The 18,480-nt window shown below is 71.4% G+C and carries 16 protein-coding genes; 12 read left to right on the top strand and 4 right to left on the bottom strand.

Features of this window, described 5'->3' with window-relative positions; translation table 11 throughout:
- The first annotated feature begins 134 nt into the window (after positions 1 to 134).
- Together ACF1AL_RS03365 and ACF1AL_RS03360 are read left to right on the top strand one after the other, a co-directional pair.
- Positions 135 to 1,886 (top strand): fatty acyl-AMP ligase, encoded by a 1,752-nt coding sequence (locus ACF1AL_RS03365; RefSeq protein WP_391819309.1) that lies wholly within the window; start codon positions 135 to 137, stop codon positions 1,884 to 1,886.
- A gap of 22 nt (positions 1,887 to 1,908) precedes the next feature.
- Positions 1,909 to 3,162 carry an acyltransferase domain-containing protein gene (locus tag ACF1AL_RS03360; RefSeq protein WP_391659301.1) on the top strand — a complete coding sequence of 418 codons (1,254 nt, stop codon included), beginning with the start codon at positions 1,909 to 1,911 and terminating at the stop codon, positions 3,160 to 3,162.
- Positions 3,163 to 3,395: 233 nt separating this feature from the next.
- On the opposite strand, the gene ACF1AL_RS03355 is transcribed toward ACF1AL_RS03360, so the two are convergent.
- From ACF1AL_RS03355 to ACF1AL_RS03340, 4 genes are all read right to left on the bottom strand, one after another.
- A complete protein-coding gene (locus ACF1AL_RS03355) occupies positions 3,396 to 4,010 on the bottom strand; it encodes a response regulator transcription factor (protein WP_366837024.1) in 615 nt (204 codons plus the stop codon).
- Positions 4,011 to 4,078: 68 nt separating this feature from the next.
- On the bottom strand, positions 4,079 to 5,278 hold the full coding sequence (locus ACF1AL_RS03350; RefSeq protein WP_391825422.1) for a sensor histidine kinase: 1,200 nt from the start codon (positions 5,276 to 5,278) through the stop codon (positions 4,079 to 4,081).
- A 182-nt stretch (positions 5,279 to 5,460) separates the two neighbouring features.
- The gene (locus ACF1AL_RS03345) at positions 5,461 to 7,713 is read right to left on the bottom strand and encodes a TOMM precursor leader peptide-binding protein (protein WP_391697150.1); all 2,253 of its coding nucleotides are present in this window, start codon (positions 7,711 to 7,713) and stop codon (positions 5,461 to 5,463) included.
- Positions 7,714 to 7,959 (bottom strand): hypothetical protein, encoded by a 246-nt coding sequence (locus ACF1AL_RS03340; protein ID WP_366837027.1) that lies wholly within the window; start codon positions 7,957 to 7,959, stop codon positions 7,714 to 7,716. It lies immediately after the preceding gene.
- 340 nt (positions 7,960 to 8,299) lie between these two features.
- Between ACF1AL_RS03340 and ACF1AL_RS03335 the strand changes: the two genes are divergently transcribed.
- From ACF1AL_RS03335 to eccD, 10 genes are all read left to right on the top strand, one after another.
- Positions 8,300 to 9,094, top strand: coding sequence for an AfsR/SARP family transcriptional regulator (locus tag ACF1AL_RS03335; RefSeq protein WP_366837028.1), 795 nt, complete (start codon positions 8,300 to 8,302; stop codon positions 9,092 to 9,094).
- Positions 9,095 to 9,470: 376 nt separating this feature from the next.
- Positions 9,471 to 11,060, top strand: coding sequence for an acyl-CoA carboxylase subunit beta (locus ACF1AL_RS03330; RefSeq protein WP_366837029.1), 1,590 nt, complete (start codon positions 9,471 to 9,473; stop codon positions 11,058 to 11,060).
- 273 nt (positions 11,061 to 11,333) lie between these two features.
- Positions 11,334 to 12,068: a dienelactone hydrolase family protein gene (locus tag ACF1AL_RS03325; protein ID WP_391825421.1), complete on the top strand. Its 735-nt coding sequence runs from the start codon at positions 11,334 to 11,336 to the stop codon at positions 12,066 to 12,068.
- A gap of 94 nt (positions 12,069 to 12,162) precedes the next feature.
- Positions 12,163 to 12,495, top strand: a complete 333-nt coding sequence (locus ACF1AL_RS03320) for a hypothetical protein (protein WP_366837031.1) — start codon at positions 12,163 to 12,165, stop codon at positions 12,493 to 12,495.
- A 53-nt stretch (positions 12,496 to 12,548) separates the two neighbouring features.
- Positions 12,549 to 12,860, top strand: coding sequence for a pore-forming ESAT-6 family protein (locus ACF1AL_RS03315; protein WP_366837032.1), 312 nt, complete (start codon positions 12,549 to 12,551; stop codon positions 12,858 to 12,860).
- Positions 12,861 to 12,937: 77 nt separating this feature from the next.
- Positions 12,938 to 13,336 carry a DUF6507 family protein gene (locus ACF1AL_RS03310; RefSeq protein WP_366837033.1) on the top strand — a complete coding sequence of 133 codons (399 nt, stop codon included), beginning with the start codon at positions 12,938 to 12,940 and terminating at the stop codon, positions 13,334 to 13,336.
- A gap of 2 nt (positions 13,337 to 13,338) precedes the next feature.
- Positions 13,339 to 15,933: a hypothetical protein gene (locus tag ACF1AL_RS03305; RefSeq protein ID WP_391825420.1), complete on the top strand. Its 2,595-nt coding sequence runs from the start codon at positions 13,339 to 13,341 to the stop codon at positions 15,931 to 15,933.
- Entirely contained in the window at positions 15,930 to 16,793 is an 864-nt protein-coding gene (locus tag ACF1AL_RS03300) for an immunity 49 family protein (RefSeq protein ID WP_391825419.1), read from the top strand. The genes ACF1AL_RS03305 and ACF1AL_RS03300 overlap by 4 nt, the downstream gene beginning before the upstream one ends.
- Positions 16,794 to 16,817: 24 nt before the next feature.
- Positions 16,818 to 17,099 carry a hypothetical protein gene (locus ACF1AL_RS03295; RefSeq protein WP_391697137.1) on the top strand — a complete coding sequence of 94 codons (282 nt, stop codon included), beginning with the start codon at positions 16,818 to 16,820 and terminating at the stop codon, positions 17,097 to 17,099.
- A gap of 46 nt (positions 17,100 to 17,145) precedes the next feature.
- On the top strand, positions 17,146 to 18,468 hold the full coding sequence (gene eccD / locus ACF1AL_RS03290) for a type VII secretion integral membrane protein EccD (protein WP_391825418.1): 1,323 nt from the start codon (positions 17,146 to 17,148) through the stop codon (positions 18,466 to 18,468).
- Positions 18,469 to 18,480 lie beyond the last annotated feature (12 nt).

Raw genomic sequence — 18,480 nt, 5'->3', positions numbered from 1 at the left:
CGTCCCTCACGACCCAGCTCCGGTCGAGTGTCCCTCTAGAACTCGCGCATTACGTTCGAAATCGGGATGGGTCCTGGGTGTCCGAACAACGACGGGTGGGACATCCGGACCGACGATCTGCTGGGGGACCTCTCATGACTCACCACCGCACCTTCACCGACGTGATACTCGACAGAGCGGAGCGGACTCCCGAACGCGAGGCGCTGCTCCTGCTCCCCGAGAGCGACGACCGCGGCCGGCCGAATCCGGTCTCCTACGGCGCGCTGGACGCCGCCGCGCGGGAACTCGCCGGCTGGCTCCAGGCGCGCGGCGCGCAGGGCGAGCGGGTGGTGCTGATGCACCTCTCCCGCCGCCAGTTCGCCGTGTCTTTACTGGCCTGCCTGTACGCCGGCGCGATCGCCGTCCCGGTGCCCCCGACCGGCGGGCGGCGCCACCACGCGGTGCGGGTCGCGGGGATCGTCAAGGACGTGGCGCCCTGCGCGACGTTCACCGACGCCGCGCTGGCCCCCGACGTCTCCCGGCTGCTGGCGTCCTGCGGGTACGGATCGGTGCCCTGCCTGGCCGCCGACGCGGTGCCGGTGCGCGTCCCCTGGCAGCGGCCCGAGCTGTCCGAGGACACGGTCGCCTACCTGCAGTACACCTCCGGCTCGACCGGCACCCCGCGCGGGGTGGTGGTCACCCACGGCAACCTGCTCGCCAACCTCGCGGCGATCGAGGAGGCGCTGGGCGCCGGGCCCGGCGAACGGGTCGGCGGCTGGCTGCCGTTCCACCACGACATGGGCCTGGTCGGCCAGTTGCTGCTGCCGCTGTATCTGGGCGGCACCTCGGTCCTGCTGTCTCCGGAGGCGTTCCTGAAGCGGCCGGCGCGCTGGCTGGAGGCGATCGGCCGGTACGGCATCGGCGTCAGCGGCGCCCCGGACTTCGCGTACGAGCTGTGCGCGCGCCAGGTGACCGACGAGCAGGTGGCGGGGCTGGACCTGTCCGGGTGGCGGGTCGCGGTGACCGGCGGCGAGCCGGTGGCCGCCGCGACCGGCCGGAGCTTCACGGAACGGTTCGCACCGGCCGGCTTCCGCCCCGAGGCGCTGACGCCCTGCTACGGGCTGGCGGAGGCGACCCTGCTGGTCTCCGGCGGATGCCTGGAGACCGCCCCGGCGGCCCGCGCGGTGGACGGGGAGGCGCTGGAGCGCCACCAGCTGCGCGAGCCCCGTGCGGGACGTGCGCCGCGCACGCTGGTGGCGTGCGGGCGGCCGTACGGCAGCGAGGTCCGCATCGTCGACCCGGAGTCGCTGCGCACGGTCGCGGACGGCGGGATCGGTGAGATCTGGGTGCGGGGCGCCGGGGTGGCGGGGGGCTACTGGCGCGACCGCACGGCGACGGCGGAGGTGTTCGACGCGGTCACCGCGGACGGCGAGGGCGGTTTCCTGCGCACCGGCGACCTCGGCACGCTGCTCGACGGCCGGCTGCATGTGACCGGCCGGCTCAAGGACGTGATCGTCGTCGGCGGACGCAATCTGTACCCGCAGGACCTGGAGCACGCGGTGCAGCAGATCAGCGCCCTGTTCGGCACGGGCACCGCCTTCTCGGTGCCCGGCGAGCGCGAACGCGTCGTCATGGTGCAGGAGTTGCGCACCCACAAGCGGTACGACCTCGACCTGGACGGGCTCGCCGGTGACGTGGAGCGGTGCCTGGCCGAGGAGTTCGGGATCAGCGTGGACGGAGTGCTGCTGGTCCGGCCGGGAACCATACGCCGCACGACCAGCGGCAAGGTGGAGCGGGCGGCGACCCGCCGGCTCTTCCTCAACGGCCGGCTGCAGCCCCTGCACCAGCGGCTCGGCCGGGAGTTCGCACCGGCGGCCGGGCGGACCGGCGCGGCACGCAGTCGGTGAACGTGTCCGAAAGGAGCAGAGGGTGAGCGGTACGGGGCGGGAGCTCCCGGACGAGCGGGGGTATGTCGAATGGCTCACGGAACGGATCGCCGAGCGGGTCCGCAGGGATGTGCGTGAGGACATGCCGCTCATCGAGTGCGGCCTGGACTCGGTGGCGCTGCTGGGTCTGTACGGCGACGCGGAGGAGGCGTTCGGCCCGCTGCCGGACCACCCGGTGGAGGTCTGGCCGTACCACACGATCCGTGACCTGGCCCGCCGGCTGGCGGGCCGGGACCGCGCGTCCCGGCCCGACGGCCGGATCCGCACGGCCTTCGTGTTCACCGGGCAGGGCTGCCAGCACCCGCGGATGACGGCGGGACTGTACGCGCACTGCACCGCCTACCGGCACGCCCTCACGGAGGCGGACGAGGCGCTGGCCGCCCATCTGGGGCGCTCGGTGGTGGAGTCGGTGCTGGAGGGGGACCCACTGGTCCACCAGTCGGCGCTGGCCCAGCCGGCGCTGTTCGCCGTCGGCTACGCGCTGGCGACGACCCTGCTGGAGGAGGGCGTCCGGCCGGTGGCCGTCCTCGGCCACGGCACGGGCGAGTTCGCGGCGGCCACCGTGGCGGGCGCGCTGCCGCTGGCCGCGGCGGCCGAACTGGTCGTCAACCGGGCCGCGTTGCTGGAACAGATGCCGGCGGGCGGCGGGATGATGGCGACCTGCGCCGACCCCTTCGAGGCCGCCGAGGCCGCCCACATGGAGCCCGGCGTGTCGATCGGCGCGATCAACGCGGCCCGCGCCACCGTGCTCACCGGCGACATCGCGGGCCTGGAACGCGCCCGGCGCCGCCTCGCGGACATCGGCATCGCCAGCACGTTCCTCCAGGTGACGCACGCCTTCCACTCACCGCTGATGGCCCCGGTGACACCCCGCCTGGAGGCCCTGGCCCGCCGGATGCCGACGGCGGCCCCCGCCCTGCCCTTCTACTCGACGGTCTACGGCCGGGACTACGACGGCCCCCTGGACGCGGCGTACTGGGGCAGCCAGATCACCGCCCCCGTCCGCTTCGCCGACGCGGCCCGCGCCCTCCTGGCCGAACAGCACCCGACACACGTGGTCGAGGTCGGCCCGAAGCCGGTCCTCACCCCGTTCCTCCGCCGCATGGGCGGCCCCCGAGGCCCCCGCTGCCTCCCGGTCTGCCGCGGCCCCCAGAGCAACGCGGTCGACCTGGCCGGAGTCCTCTCGGCCCTCAACGCGGGCCCCCTGGCAGACGACATGGAAGACCCCCGCCTCTGACACCGACCCGTAGCCGCGGAACGGCAGTGCACGCCACGAGGTTGCCGCAGTCGCCGACGGTGGGAAGGAGCCGGGGCCCCTTCCCACCCACCGGAAGAAGGCGCTACATCAGCCACAGCGGACCGCAACGGGCCGCCGCAGGCACTAAGGGGCGCGGGGAACGGCGCGAGCAACCACAACGAAACCCGCACCCGGCAACAAACGCGCGCCCCCAAAGGCCAAGCCGCCGGAGGCTACGGCACCCAGCCCGCCTCCTCCGCGATCCGAATCGCGTCCACCCGATTCCGCGCATGCAACTTGTCCACGATCGCGGTCAGATAGTTCCGCACGGTCCCCGGCGTCAGAAACAGCTCCTCCGCGATCTCCGCCGCGTCCGCCCCCCGCGCGGCGAGCCGCAGCACCTGGGTCTCCCGCCGCGAGAGCGGGTTCTCGGGCGCCTCCCAGGCGCTGAGCGCCAGCTCGGGGTCGATCACGCGCCCACCCCCGGCGACGGTCCGCACCGCCTGCGCGAGCCGGTCCGGCGGCGAGTCCTTGAGCAGGAACCCGGAGACCTGCGCCGCCATCGCCCGCCGCAGCGTGCCGGGCCGGCCGAGGCTGGTGAGGATCAGGCTGCGGCACTCGGGCACCTTGCTGCGCAGTTCCGCCGCCGCGGTGAGCCCGTCGGTGCCGGGGAGGTCGATGTCGATGACGGCGACGTCGGGGCGTACCTCCTGGGCGGTCTTGACGATGAGATCGCCCCGGTCGACCGAGGCGACCACCTCCAGGTCCCGTTCCAGTTCCAGCAGCGCCACCAGTGCGCCGCGGATCATGTGGACGTCCTCGGCAAGCAGGATTCTCACCGACAGCATGCACTCCCCCATTTCCCCGCCGACCGTGCCCCTCGCGGCCGTACCCGTCGCGGCGCCCTGCGCCCGTCTCACGCCACGGAGGCGCTGGACTCCTCGCCGGCTTCGGCGACCTTGCAGGTGACCGGCCGGACGGGAGCCTCGGCGACGAGCCGGAACCGCCCTTCCCGCGTGGCCTGCGCGCTCAGCGTGCCGCCGATCTCGGTGAGCCGGGTGCGCAGGTTTCCGAGGCCGCTGCCGCTGCCCTGGTTGCGGGGCGTCTCCTGCGGGACCACACCGTCGTTGACCAGCGTCAGGCGCACGGTCTCCCCTTCCGCGTCCGCCGTGATGACACATGACTGGACCTTGCTGTGCCTGAGGATATTCGTGACGCCCTCCCGAAGGGCAGTGGCCAGCACCGTGTCCACCAGGGGGTGCAGCCGGCCGCAGTCGATGTCCACCTCGACCTGGACGTCCGCCGCGGCCATCACCTCCGCGACCGCGGCCGCCTCCGCCTCCAGCGACATGTCCCGATAGCCGCTGGCCACCAGCCGTACGTCGGCGAGCGCCTGGCGGGACACCCCGAGCACGGAGGCGACCTCCTCGCGGGCGCGTTCGGGGTTGACGGGGACGAGACGGTGGATCAGTTCGCTCTTGAGGGTGATCGTGGAGAGACTGTAGCCGAGCAGGTCGTGCAGGTCACGGGCGAAGCGCAGCCGTTCCTGCATGACGGCCATGCGGGCCATCTCGGCGCGGGCCGCGTGCACTTCGCGGACCAGATCGGTCAGGCGGGTGAGGCCGTAGATGACGAGCCCGGTGAGCGCGGTGGAGATGGTGAAGTAGCCCTGTTCCAGGGCGGGTGCCCCCTCGACCTGCGACCAGCCGAGGATGGTGAGCGTCACCGCGCCGTACAGCGGCCAGGCGAGCCGTGCGGGAAGCAGCAGCAGAATCGATCCGCCGAGCGGTCCCGCCATGCTGCCCCAGGCCATCCCGATCCACACCATGGGGACGAAGGTGAGCAGCGCCTGGGTGAGCAGCGCGAGCGCCCGGCGGCGGGTGGACCACCGCCGGGCGCCCGCCGAGGCGACCAGGAACTGCACGGCGTAGAGCACCAGCACCGCGCCCAGGCAGGCGGCCAGCAGCGTGCCGTCGGGGACCGCGTTGTGCACGTTCAGCATCGTGATGATGCCGAACCCCGAGATGACGGTGATGCTGATGCCCTGCGCCAGCCGCGGCGCCGGTACTTCGAACCGGTCTCCTTGCCGTCTTGTCACCGCGGCAGGGCTGCGCATCACATCGTCCCCCTATCCGGATCCTCATCCTCCGGTGCGCGGAGGCGGACCCCCGCGCGCCCGGTCAAGGCTGAGAAAGTGACCCGTCCACGCCGAATCCCCGTGTCGGACTCGGGAAGATCTGTGAGTGAACTATAGGCCGTACCGGCACGACAAGAGGGATATGTGCTACGAGCAGATGTTCACAACGGCAGGGGAACAGGGTTGAGTTCGCCGAACGAGACGGGGCGTTCCCGGTGGCCGAGACGTACCGGCACGTCGTACAGCCTGCCGGGGGCGAAGCGCGCGTAGAACGGGCGCAGCCCGGGCACTACGACCTTCACAACCGGAATGCCGACGTCCGGCCTGGTCTGGTCCAGCACGAGCAGTTCCATGCCGTGCCGGGCCACCAGCGCGCGGATCTCCGCCACGTCGCCGAGCAGGTCCGCGTGCCGGGGAAAGGCCGTCCAGTCGCCCGGACACCTGGCCGACTGGCCCGGGTCGGCGAGCAGTTGCGGCTGGGCCAGCAGCGTGCCCGACGGCAACGGCTGCGGCGCGGGCAGGAGCTGGACCGCCTCCGTCAGCGCCCGGCGCAGCGCGAGCCGCGGATCGAAGTGCGCCCCGAACCCGCACACGAAGTCGGGCTGCGCGTCGGCCGCGGGCATGGAGACCACGGCCACCACCGGAATGCCGAGGTCGGTGGTCAGGTCGAGCGCGGTCACGGTGCGCCCGGCCCGGCCGAAGGCGTCCCGCAGGCCCGCCAGCCACGGCTCGTCGAACGCGTCGAGGTCCAGGGCCGGCAGCCGCAGCCGGTTGTACCACCACACGGCGACCGCGTCCCGCTCGACCAGTTCCAGGAAACCCTGGACGACCGCGTCCTCCAGACTGCTGCCCGCCGCGTTGCCGTTGGAGTCGGCCCACAGACCGTCGGCGGCGCCGGCGCGCGAGGAGTCGAAGTACAGGGTCGACGTCGGCAGCAGCCGGTGGGTCTGCGCGGTGAGCGACCACACCGGCGTCCAGTCGGTGACGGTGGCGGTGCCGAAGGGCCGGCTCACCCGGTGGAAGGGGCCCTGAGCGGCGTTCCAGCGATCCCGGTCGGCGTACTGCCGTTCGTGGAAGAGCTGGTAGGCGTTGGGATGGACGGCCTGCGCGCCGAGCCCCGCGCAGCTGTCGCGGACGGTGAGCTCGTCGCCCTGGCGGGAGGCGCTGTAGCGCTCCACCGCCTCGCACAGCGCGCTCGCCCGCGCCTCGACCGCGGTCACGCCCTTGCCGCCGCTGCGGGCGCGCAGCACCCGCATCAGCTCGGCCGGCGACTGGCCGCCGAGGGCGAGGTTGTGCCCGGAGTCGTAGGCGTGCAGCCCCTCCGGCAGCCCGGGCAGCGGCCGGATCCCGGTCACCACACCGGTGAGCCGGCCCACCAGATGGGCGTGCCGCTCCAGCATCTGCTCGGCGGACAGGGCGCGGTCGTTGCTGCCCGACCCAGCCGCCTTCGGCCGGGACACCAGCACCACCGGCCGCCGGGTCCGCTCGGCGACCAGCCCCGGGTCACCGCAGTCCGGGCACTGCGGGCGCCGGCGTACCGGATGGTGGGTGCTGCGCAGCGTGAGGCTGTCCAGCGCGCACACCGACCGCTGTTCCGGACACCGCAGCCCCGCCAGCCACTTGGACACCTCCAGTACGGCGCTGTGCAGCCCGAGGACGCGCACCGCCGCCAGGGACGGCGCGGGCCGCGGCACCGGCAGGCCGGTGCCGAGCACCCGCTCCACCTCCCACTCGGCCCGCCGGTGGGCGCGCAGCCGGTGCGCCAGGCAGCTCCAGCACGGCCCGTCGCCGTCCGGAGCGAACACCGGACCGGTCCAGGGCTCGGCCCCGAACGGCTTGGCCAGCAGCCAGGGCCGCCCCCGGCCGCGCAGCCGCGCGGCCAGGGGACGGAGCTGGGGGTGCAGATAGTCGTCGCACAGGACCAGCGCGAACGGCGCGTCGGCGTCGGCGGGCACGGTGCTCAGCCCGGCCGTGCGGCACGCGGCGCGTGCCTCCTCACCGTCCACGTCCCCCACGGTGATCAGCGCCACCGGGGTGCCGTGGACCTGCTGTTCGGCGGCGGTGCCCTCCAGGCCGGCGCGGTCCCAGTAGGCCTCCGCCGACCGGCCCTCGGCGCCGGCCTCCTGCGGGCACCGGCCGCCGGGCCGGTAGCCCACCAGGTTGGCCTCGGCCAGGCGCCGTACCAGGCGCCCGGCCTCGGCCACCGGCATCGCCGCCGCGGCCTCCCGCAGCAGCTGGGGCAGGGTGCGGCTGCCGTCGAGCAGGGCGGCCAGGGTCTCCACCCCGGCCCCCCGGACCGCCGTCACGTCCGTGTCGGACCACAGGAACACGGCCTCCCCCGGTACCGTCTCCGCCCGCACATGGCGCTTGAACGCCACGAACGGCTCCGGAGCGGGGGTGTCGGTCCCGCTCACTCACTCACCCTGGCCGGCGGGAGACCAGCAGTAGCACCAGGTGGCGTCCGAGATGTCGGCGCTGGCGCCGCTGAGGCTCAGCAGGGCGGGGGTGCCGCCGGTGACGTGCTGCGCCTCGCCGGCCGACAGCCCGAACTCTCTGAGGACCGCCTCCGGGTCCGCCTCGAACCGGCCCGCCAGCGCCGGCTCCAGACCGGTACGCGCCGCCAGTTCCGCGAAACGGAGAACTTCTTCTGCCACGTTCATGTGTGCCCCCTGTGATGAACGAAACGCGCATGGATGACACCCGGGAGGGAACCCGAGCGGAAGGAACCCCGGGTGGAAGCCAAGCAGGTGGAGCCCCGGGTGGGACCGAACATTTCCCGCCGATTCGAACGTTCCGTCGGCGTCTGACGGAGAGTCTGGAGCGGAGCCCGCCCCGGCGTGCAGTGCCAGGTTCACAGGGCACCCATGACATTTTCATGATTGAGCGCATGTGCCTCTCACTGGGCCGCGCGGGGTGCCGGCTGCCAGTCTCAATGGCCGGACTCCGTACGGGTCGCCACGGGGATTGTCAGGCGGCCGCGCCCAAGGGGGAGAGACACGCATGGAGATCAAGGTCCTGGGGTCGCTCGCCGCGCACGAGCGCGGGGTCCCGGTGGTGCCCACCGCCGCGAAGCCCCGTCAGCTGCTGGCCCTGCTCGCCCTGCACGCCGACCGGGTGGTCGGCGTACCGACACTGATGGAGGAGATCTGGGGCGAGAACGTGCCCCGCAGCGCCTCCACCACCCTGCAGACGTACATCCTGCAGCTGCGCCGCAAGATCGCCGCCGCGCTCGCCGACGAGCCGCTGCTCGACGCCAAGGACGTCCTGGTCACCCGGCTCGGCGGGTACCTGCTGCGGGTGCAGCCCGGGCAGGTCGACGCGCACGAGTTCGAACGGTTCTCCGAGGACGGCCGCACCGCGTTCGAACTCGGCGACTACCGCACCGCCTCCGACCTGCTGCGCCGCGGCCTCGCGCTGTGGCAGGGTCCCGCCCTGGTCGACGTGCCGGCCGGTTCCGTGCTGGAACTGGAGGTCCTGCGCCTGAACGAAGAGCGCACCACCGCGCTGGAGCGGCGCATCGAGGCCGACCTCCGCCTCGGCCGGTACGCCGAGGTCGTCCCCGAACTGCGCGTCCTCGCCGCCCGCCACCCCCTCCACGAGGGCTTCTGCGCCCAGCTGATGCGCGCCCTGCACCGCACCGGCGGCAGCTGGCGCGCCCTGGAGGCCTACCAGCGCCTGCGCGGCTCCCTGGTCCGCGAACTCGGCCTGGAGCCCTCCCCCGCCCTGCAGGAACTCCACCAGGCCGTCCTCTCCGGCGACCCGGACCACGCCCTCCACCCGACCTCGGCCCGCTGACCCGTCGGGTCCCAGGGCCCTGCCCTTTCCACGGCGCGCTGACGACCCGGAGCCGCGGGCCCGTCGGCGGGGTCGGCAGACCGTGGGGCACGGGGCCCGTCGGTGGGGCCGGCGGCCGTGGGGCACGGGGCCCGTCGGTGGAGTCGGCAGCCGTAGGGCACGGGGCCCGTCGGTGGGGCCGGCGGCCGTGGGGCACGGGGCCCGTCGCTGGGGTCGGCAGCCGTGGGGCGGAGGCTCCGCGGGTCGGCCGGCGACGGTCCGGGCGGCGGACTCCCGGTGACGGCCCCGCCCCGCGAAGGGCCCCCGGCCCCCGGAGTCGAGCCGTTCTCCAGAAGACATGGCGGAGCCTTCGAGCACCGCTTCCTACGGTGCGGCAATGACGACCTTCGACGAACTGCTCGCGCTCGCCCCCGCTCCCGATCTGCAACGCTCCACCGACGAGCTGAAACGGCTGAAGGAGGAGCTGAGCCGGGGCCCCGACCCGGAGGCCACCCGGCGCCAGCACGCCAAGGGCAAGCTGACCGCCCCCGAGCGGCTGCAACTCCTCTTCGACGAGGGCACGTTCACCGAGATAGAGCCGCTGCGCCGGCACCGCGCCTCCGGTTTCGGCCTGGAGACGCGCAAGCCGCACGGCGACGGCGTGGTGATCGGCTGGGGCCTCGTGCACGGCCGCACGGTCTTCGCGTACGCCCATGACTTCCGTGTCTTCGGCGGAGCCCTCGGCGAGGCCCACGCGGAGAAGATCCACAAGGTGATGGACCTGGCGGAGGCGGCCGGCGCACCCGTCGTCGGCCTGAGCGACGGCGCCGGCGCCCGCATCCAGGAGGGCGTCACCGCACTCGCCGGCTACGGCGGCATCTTCCGCCGCAACACCCGCTCCTCCGGCGTGATCCCGCAGATCAGCGTCATCCTGGGCCCGTGCGCGGGCGGCGCCGCCTACTCCCCCGCGCTCACCGACTTCGTGTTCATGGTGCGCGGCACGTCCCAGATGTTCATCACCGGCCCGGACGTGGTGCAGGCGGTCACGGGCGAGCGGATCACCCACGACGGCCTGGGCGGCGCGGACGTGCACGCGTCCCTCTCCGGCGTGTCCGGCTTCGCCTACGACGACGAGGAGGAGTGCCTCGCCGACGTCCGCCACCTGCTGTCCCTGCTGCCGCAGAACAACCGCGAGTTGCCGCCGGTGCTGCGCGGCGACGACCCGGCCGACCGCCGCACCGACGCCCTGACCTCCCTCGTCCCGGCCGACCCCCAGCGGGCGTACGACATGCGCGCGGTGATCGAGGAGATCGTCGACGACGGCGAGTACTTCGAGGTGCACGAGTCCTGGGCGCAGAACGTGGTGTGCGCGCTGGCCCGGCTGGACGGCCATGTCGTGGGCCTGGTCGCCAACCAGCCGACCGCGCTGGCCGGCGTCCTGGACATCCACGGCTCGGAGAAGGCCGCCCGCTTCGTGCAGTTCTGCGACGCCTTCAACATCCCCCTGGTGACCCTGGTGGACGTCCCCGGCTTCCTGCCGGGCGTCGACCAGGAGCACAACGGCATCATCCGGCACGGCGCGAAGCTGCTGTACGCCTACTGCAACGCGACCGTCCCGCGCATCTCGCTGGTGGTGCGCAAGGCCTACGGCGGCGCGTACATCGTCATGGACTCCCGCTCGATCGGCGCCGACCTGTCGTTCGCCTGGCCGACGAACGAGATCGCGGTGATGGGCGCGGAGGGCGCCGCGAACGTGGTCTTCCGCCGCGAGATCGCCGCGTCCGACGACCCGGAGGCGACCCGCACCCGTCTGATCAAGGAGTACAAGTCCGAGCTGATGCACCCCTACTACGCGGCCGAACGCGGCCTCGTGGACGACGTCATCGACCCGGGCGAGACCCGTATCGTCCTGATCCGCTCGCTGGCCATGCTCCGCGCGAAGCAGACGACCCTGCCGGAACGCAAACACGGCAACCCGCCGATGTGACACTGCCGACCGGTGCGGCCGGCGCCGTGGCCGGAACCGACCGGCCCGGGCCGGCCGCACCGGAACGGGTGCACTACGGTGAGATCATGAAGACCGGGACGGCCTTGCGCCACACACGGATCGGCGACCCGGCGCTCCCCTGAGCGCCAAAGGGCCCGTCCAAGGGCCGCAGTTGCCGCAACGACCTCGCATCCGCACCCGCACCACCACCCGAGCCCCACCTCCGTCGCGTTGATCACAACCTCGACAGATCGACGACGACAGGAGACCGGTATGCCCAGCGAGACGTTGCAGATCCCCACCGCGGCCGGCCCGGCCGACGCCTTCGCCGCCTACCCCGACGGCGGTGAGCGGCACCCGGCGGTGCTGATGTACCCGGACGGCTTCGGCCTGCGACCGGTACTGCGGGAGATGGCCGCCCAGTTGGCCGGCCACGGCTACTACGTACTGGTCCCCCACATCTTCCACCGCCACGGCCCCGCCCCGGTACTGGACCTCCCCGAGCACATCGGAGAGGACGTCCGCCCCGCGCTCTTCGCCCGGGTGATGCCGATGATCGAGGCGCACACCCCCGAACGCGTCCTGAGCGACGCCGCCGCCTACCTCGCCTTCCTCACCACCCGCCCCGAGGTCGCCGCAGGCCCGGTCGCGGTGACCGGCTACTGCATCGGCGGCCTCCTGGCGCTGCGCACCGCGGCGGCCCACCCCGGCCGGGTGGCCGCCCTCGCCGCGTTCCACGCCCCCGTGAACGCCGACGGCCCCGCCCCGTTCTCCCGGCTGACCGCCCGCGTCCACCTGGCCCACGCCGAAGGCGACCTGACCCCCGAGTCCCTCGCCGACCTCGACCGGACCCTCGCCACCGCGGGCGTAGAGGGCACCTCGGAGATCTACCCCGCCACCACCCACGGCTTCACCATGCGCGACACAGCCGCCTTCAACGCCCCGGCCCTGCAACACCACTGGAACAACCTCCTCCCCCTCCTGACCCGAACCCTGCGCCCCACCTGACAAATCGCGCCACGTCCTCCTTTCCGCGTTGCGTCTGCAACCCGATATACGTGAGGATGTTCGATACGTTAAGCACACTCACGGGGGTGAGTTGATGAAGTTCGACATGGGGTCGACGACCCTGTCGCAGCTCGGGACGAGCACGGCGGGTTCCAGCACCGATCTGGGAACGCTGATCCGGCTGCTCATCCAGGCGGCCGAGCCGCTGGAGGGCAAGTTCAACGGCGCCGGCAAGGCCGCGTTCGACACGTTCAAGGCGCACGCCGACGAGATCACGGCCGATCTGAACAGCTCGCTGGGCGCGATCCTGGGCGGCCAGTCCGGCATGGACAACGCGTTCGGCAGCGGTGACGTGGAGTTGGGCGACAACGCGCACCAGAACATGAGCATGGCCAACTTCGACGCGGCGCGCTTCGGCTCCCGATAACCGCCGCCACCGGTACCGCACACTGCCAACCGCATCACAGGGGGAGCTGAACCATGCCTCAGAACGACGACCGCCGTTCGTACGACACGGGCGCGTCCGCCGACGTACAGATCGGCCTGGCCGGCATCATCGGCCAGCTGGAGCGCGTCCTGACCGACCGCGACCGGGCGGTCAAGGCCGCGATGGCCGACTTCCGGGCCGACGGCGTCTCGGACGAGTACCACGGCAAGGAGATCCGCTGGCAGCGGGCCGCGACCGAGGTACGGGAGATCATCCGCCTGGTCCGCACCACGCTGGAACAGAACGACACCACAGCCCAGGCCACCCTCGCCAAGGCCAAGGCAGCAGTGGACAACATCGGCTGACACAGCCGACGGCCGGGCGGATCGCCGGCGAAGAGGTCAACGGGGAACAGAGGGTTTGTTGTGACGGGGTGCTTGTTGTGACGGGGTGGGACATTCACCCGACCGGGGTGTACAAGGTGCTGTCCGACTGCGGCGCCGCTGCGAAGAGCATGTCGGAGACCGGCAGCGCGATGCAGGGCAACCTGGAGGAGGCCGCTTCCGCTGCCGGCACACTGACCAGTCAATACGGTCCGTACACCAGCACGGCGGGACTGGTCGGCTCGGCGCTGGCCCAGTTCGTCCAGCACTGGAGCCGGGACCTGGTGTACATCGCCAAGCGGGCGTCGAAGTCCTTGAACGGCGCGGACCAGGCCACTCGCGCCTACATGGCCGGCGCGGTGGAGCAGGCCCTGAACGCGCAACGGGAGGCGGCCAAGGAGCCGAAGGTGGACCTGCCCGGCGTGAACAAGGCCGGCGACGGCGCGAAGGGCCGGTGACCATGGGCGACGAGGCGAAGCTGATCGATCCGTCCGGCATACCGCACTTCATCGGCGACCTGGGCACCCTGGACACCGATGTGATGCTGCTGACCGCGAACGCCAGCCAGTTCCGGGCGTCGGGTTCGAACCTGCACACCACGTTCCAGCAGCTGTCCGCGTTCTACTCGGCGCCCGAGGCGGAGCAGCTGTTCGGCACCACGCTGCCGGTGCAGCAGAAGTCCGACGCCTTCGCCGACGGCCTGGAGCAGGTCGCCGGCGCCCTGTCGGACTACAGTCTCGAGGTCCAGCCCCTGGTGCAGAAGCTGGACGCGCTGAAGGCGGAGGCGACCGCCTTCGTGAACTCGGTGTCCGGCGACGACGACTGGCGCAAGGACCACGACAAGGTCGACCGGAACAACGACCTCTGGCACGACGTCAACCACACGGTCGCCGCCTTCGAGGCCGCCGAACGCAAGGCCTACAACAAGATCATGGCCTTGATCGGCGGCACGCCGCTGGTCGCCGACGACGGCTCCCACGGCAAGAACATGTACGGCTTCGACGCCGCCGTCCTCGACCAGGCGCAGGAAACCCCGTGGGGCGCGCCGGCGGAGAAGGAGTACGAGGGCTGGGCGTGGGTGGTCCACCAGGGCAAGCAGGTCTGGGACGGCATCTGGTACGACGGCGTGGTGGCCACCGTCCACGGTCTGGGCACCCTCGTCGGCTGGGACGGCTGGGACGCCGCCGGCGAGGCCTGGACGAACCTTGCCAAGCTGGGCACGGCCGCCGCCCTCACCTCCGCGACGATGGGTGCCTGGTGGCTGGTCCCCGACAAGGAGCTGCCGTCCTGGCTGCGCGACTCCCGCACCGTCTACAAGCAGACGGTGAAGGGCTTCCTCGCCTGGGACCAGTGGAAGACCAACCCTGCCCGCGCCGCCGGCGGCTTCGGCTTCAACGTGTTGACCATTCTGGGCACCGAGGGTGCCGGCGCCGCGGCATCAGGCACCGGCAAGGCAGGGGCGGCGGCCCGCGTCGCTTCCGCCGCCGGAAAGGTCGGCCGGGTCATCGACCCCATGACCTACGTGGGCAAGGCGGGCAAGTTCGCCTTCGTCAAGGTCGGCGACACCTTCACCGCCCTCCGAAACCTGCACACCAGCGCAGCGACGGACCTCCTCGAAGAAGCGAACACCCTCCGCTCCCCCGGTATCCCGGACACCGCGATCCCCTACCTGGACAAGACGACCGGCAAGATCGTCTACCTCACGGACGAGGGCCACATCCTCAACGCAGACGGAACGCTGCGCCAACACGCCACGGAAGCCGCACACGAATCCAGCGCGGCTGACCGCGCCCGGCTCACCCCGCGGTCACCCCACAGTGAACCTCCTGTCCGACGGCCCGAGCCCGTCGGTGCACGTTCCGAAATGTCTTCCGCTGCTGACACGACACAACCGGGAAGACGGTTGGATCCGGGGCACGCGACTGCGGGCGCCGCAGACACCGTCCACCGCATGCCAGAAGACCTTCCGTCCCGAACCGGTCATGGGACACCCGCGGGGCACAGCTCTGGCAGCGGTAGCAGCGGTGGGAACGGCGGCCACAACGACACCCACCACAGCGCTGAAGACGAAACAGGCAACGAGACCGGTGCCACGGTCGATCCGGACAGTGGCATCCCAAGTCAGCGTGCCGACGCCCAGCGCCCGCCTTTCATGCATGAGGGCCCCAACCCGTACGGGCCTCGCGGCTCACTGTCGCTGGAACAGATACAACAAATCCAGGTGTATCGCGCCAATCATGAGCCTGGGTATTACGAGCACTTCTACAAGAAGAATCTCGGCTGGCGGAAGGATGTGGACCTCCGCGACGAGAGCGGATACGCACCGCCCCAGCTCGCCAAGCTGTCCGATGACGGACCTTGGGTCAACGCCAAGGAGACTCCTGCCGCTCCGGAGCCACACTACCTGGACGACGACTACGTCAACGTTGGCGCCGATACCGTAAAGGATAAATCGCGACTTGCCCTTCTGAATGCAGCAGCGCAGAAGCGCTACTTCGCCGTACAGTGGGACAACCTCGTCAGAAAGTGGACGGCACACGCCGGTGAAGTCCACCAGGTTCACGGCACCACTGAAACCGGCGCCGAATGGGCGGAGGCACGCGGAACATACAAGGAATCGCACACCGCCATGGGTGATGCGACCGAGCAGTTTGGCGAAGCCGCGGCCCGCCATCACTACATTGCCGAAAATTACAGCGACTTCGAGGAGCAGAGTCTACTCGGCCCGAAAAACGGCAACGACCAGTTCGATCAGGTTTGGAAGCATGACGACGGCCGAATCGTCGTTGTCGAGGCCAAGAGCAGCCCTGGTACAGAACTGGGCAGCCGTAAACTCGCCGACGGACGGCGAGCCTCGCAAGGAAGTAAAGAATACTTTCTCGACATCGTTGAAGCCATGGAAAAGCGTGGCGAATTCGACCTGGTCGAGGACCTGAGAAAAGCCTTCGAAGACAATAAGCTAGAATATGTGGTAGTCAAGGGTCAGAAGAACACTGGAAAATACACTGGCTACCTGTACCGCCGGTTCGACATCAGCAAGGGAACGCTTCCGTGACCGTACACATCGCCCGGCATGCACTACCGGCCGGCCCCGAGGCCGAGCAGTTCACGGAGCGGCTCATCGAGCACTCGGTCAAGGGCATCGACCGTCTTGAAGCATCGACGGCGCTCGTCGACTCCAGGTTCAAGACCGCTGTCATGGCCTTGCGTGCGCGCTGCGTCATTGATCCCAGGGCCGCGAAGCTCGAGACCTGGGAGACCGCGGTCGACGCGATGCAACTGGGCTCGGCGCTCTTCTCGGTGACGAGCATCAATGAAGGAACCGTCGAATGCCGCATCCATCACAAGACACGCAGGCTCGCAGCGACCGGTCCGCTCTCAACCGCGGCCGCGGGCACCTGGCTCACGGCCTTCTGGCTGGCCGTCGTCTGTCGTGACCAGCAGCGGATGACGCAGCTCTGCGAGATCCCGCTGGAGCGGCTGCGGGCACCCGAGGGACAGTACGACGAGTACATCTACCACTGGGTGGACACCCTGCAGACGTACTGGCTGCGACGGCCGGGTCTCGTGGAAAAGCTCACAGCGACATTCGAGATGTCGGACCCCTCCGTGGCGCGGATCGCTCCTCGTGATCTTCTCGATGGCCAGCTCTACCCACCGATCAACCTCTTCTACCACTTCGTCCGCAGGGACACGGAAGGGTTCGGCCCCGCCCTGGTCGATGCGTTGAAGCTCCACAAGGCCTACTGGACTGTGACCGAGGAGCGAGAGAAGGACATCGACGGCAGTATCGCTCTCGGGCCACTGGCCATCGCCTGTCTCGCCTACGACGGCGGGTTCCCCATCGAGGTCGAATCCGAGTACCTGCCCCACCATCTCCTCCACCGCACCTGGCTGGGCGAGTTCCCCACCTGATAGCACCCGAACCGAAGCTACGACATGTCAGCCCAGGATTACGACAGTCAACTACTCGAGTCGGTGGCCGTGCGGCGTCGGCGGTTGCGGGATGCGCTTCTGTTCGGGGGGCAGCGGCAGCGGCGGACCGTGGACGAGCGGATCGGGAAGGCGTTCGCCGGTGTGGTGATCGCCGCCGTCGTGTGTGCCGGATGCGTGGGGTGGTCCTTCATCAGCCACCGGGTGGTGGGGAAGGCTCCTTACGGGACGTCCGTGCCCTCCGCGCCGGCCACCGGAACGCCGCAGCCTGCGCTTTCGGCCCGATGATAGGTTCGAACGCGTGATATCCCGGGGGACTGTGAACCGTACGGCATTGAGTCGAGTCACATTGGTCGGCGAGCGGCGGCGGGTGGACCTCGTACTGCCGTCCCGGGAGCCGATCGGGGTGTTGCTGCCCGAGGTGATGCGGCTTCTCGACGACCGGGTGGGCGAACGCCCCGAGGCACGCCACCTGGTGAGGGCGGACGGCACCGCCCTGGAGCCCGACGCCACGTTGGAGTCGGCCGGGGTGCCCGACGGTGCCGTGCTGCGCCTGGTGCGCGTCGAGGACGCGCCGTCCGCGCCGGTCGTCCACGACGTGAGCGACGAGGCCGCCCGCGACCTCGACGTAAGGACCTGGCGCTGGGACGCACGGTCCCGTCGTGTCGTGGCCGCGGGCGCGAGCGTCGGGTGGGCGCTCGCCGCCGGCTTCTTCGCCCGTCAGGGCTTCCAGGCCGGGGCAGCCGGATGGGGACTCCTCGTGAGTGCCGTCGTGGCCGCGGCCGCCGGTGCCCTGTTCGGCCGCGTCGGCAGCAAGGGGCCCGCCGCCGCGCTGATCGGTGTGAGTGCCACGGTGGGTGCCCAGGGTGCTTGGGCGCTGGCCGATGCTCAAGCCTGGTCGGGACCCGTGCGGTTGGCCGCTGTTCTTACGGTCGCCGTGGTGACGCTGTTGCTGCTCGGCTGGTTCTCGCCGTTCGGACGCGGCGCGGTGCTGGGGGCAGGCGCCCTGGCCGGGGCCGGCGCGTGCTGGGAGGCCGCGCTCGCCCTGCAGAGCGGCACGGCGGGTGCCACCCGCGCCGGCGCGCTGCTCGCCGTGGTGTCCGTGGTGGCGCTCGGCGTGCTGCCCCGGCTGGCGCTGGCCGCGTCCGGGCTGTCCGCCTTGGACGACCGGCGCGCCGCCGGAGCGTCGGTCAGCCGTTACCGGGTGGCGACCGCGTTGGCCGCCACGCACCGCGGGCTGGCCCTCGCCACGGTCGTCCTCGCCGCCTCCGCCGCCGTCGCCGGGGTCCTGACGGTGCGGACCGTGACCGTGTGGACGGTGGTGCTGGCAGCCACCGTCACCGTCGTGCTGGCGCTGCGAGCGCGCGCCTACCCGCTGGTCGCGGAGGTCGTCTCGCTCCTCGCGGCGTCCGTGGTGGTGGCGTTGCGACTGGCCTGGCTGTGGCGGGAGCACGGCGGCGCCGCCGCTCCGCTCGCCGCGCTCGTCGTATGCGTCCTGCTGTCGTTCGGTGTGCTGGCCGTGCAGCCGGCCGAGCATGTGCGGGTACGGCTGCGCAAGGCCGGCGACGCACTGGAGTCGGCCGGTGTGATCGCGCTGTTCCCGCTGCTGCTCGGGGTGTTCGGCGTGTACGGGCGGCTGCTCGGCACCTTCGCCTGAGGAGGTGGCGGT

Source organism: Streptomyces sp. NPDC014801 (assembly GCF_043082085.1).
Classification (GTDB): domain Bacteria; phylum Actinomycetota; class Actinomycetes; order Streptomycetales; family Streptomycetaceae; genus Streptomyces.
This window is presented reverse-complemented; position numbering and strand designations above follow the sequence as displayed.